The 1,123-nt window shown below is 76.1% G+C and carries 1 protein-coding gene; it reads right to left on the minus strand.

Translation table 11 applies throughout. The features are described 5' to 3' along the window. Window positions 1–310: 310 nt before the first annotated feature. Window positions 311–1,123: helix-turn-helix transcriptional regulator (locus VR44_RS39865; RefSeq protein WP_094192218.1), on the minus strand; the 813-nt coding region annotated here is incomplete at its 5' end.

The raw sequence follows: 1,123 nt of genomic DNA on the forward strand, positions 1-1,123 counted from the left end.
CCGACGGCCGCCGGGCACTCCCCCGCCCTGCGGCCCGCCGCGCACGCCCACCCGGGGTCCCGGCCGCACCTGATCCGCTCCGAGCGCACCCCGGTCACCCCGGCCGGCAGCCGCCGCCCGGCGCACACCGAGCGGGCCGCCGCCCGCAGCGCGCGTCCCGCCACCGGCGGCTGACGACCCTGCGGGACGGTACGCACACCCCCATCCCGCACCACGACGGCGGGCCGGTTCGAGGAACCGGCCCGCCGTTCATATGTCCGGGCCGTCAGCCGCGCGCCCAGAGGTTCCTCCGTACCGGGTCACGCTTGTGTCACGAGTTGTCGACGGCCGCAGCCGCCCCCGCGCCCATTCCGCCGACGGAATTCAAATCCCCCGGCACCGAATTCCCGTGCTCTGCCGCGCCTTCGAGTGCACGGCCGAGAAGGCCCCGCAGAGCCCGGATCCGGTCGGTCAGCGCGGGAGGTTCCACGACCTCGAACTCACAGCCGAGCATCATGATGTGAATCACCAGAACGTCCAGGTTCACCGCCCCGGTCCGCAGCAGGCAGCTGTCCGCGTCGACCGGCTCCAGCACCCCGTCCGAAGGCCCCACGATCCCCGCCGCCGCCTCGGCCGGCACCCGCAGCCGCACCACCGCCCGCACGGCGTACGCATGCTGCGAGACCCCCTCGGAGACGTACGCCGCGAGGTCCTCGGCGGGGGGCGGACGCGGGGTGAAACGCGGGCCGTGCGGGGGGCGGGGCTCGATCCGGTCGGCGCGGAAGGTCCGCCAGGCCTCGCGGTCGAGGTCCCAGGCGACCAGGTACCAGCGGCGCTCGGTGCACACGAGCCGGTGCGGCTCGACGGTGCGGCGGCTGACGGCCCCGCCGTGGTCCCGGTACCCGAAGCGCAGCCGCTCGCCGTCCCGGCACACCGCGGCGAGCTCGGTGAGCACCGCGGGGTCCACGGTGTCGCGGCCGGGCCCGCGGAGCATGGGGACGGTGAACTCGTTGAGCGCGGACACCCGTCCGCGCAGCCGGCCCGGCAGCACCTGCTCCAGCTTGGCCAGGGCCCGCACGGAGGCCTCCCCGATCCCCTCGACCCCGTTCCCGGCGGCGGTGCGCAGCCCGACGGCAACCGCGAC

Origin of the sequence: Streptomyces katrae, assembly GCF_000966975.1 — a bacterium.
Classification (GTDB): domain Bacteria; phylum Actinomycetota; class Actinomycetes; order Streptomycetales; family Streptomycetaceae; genus Streptomyces; species Streptomyces katrae.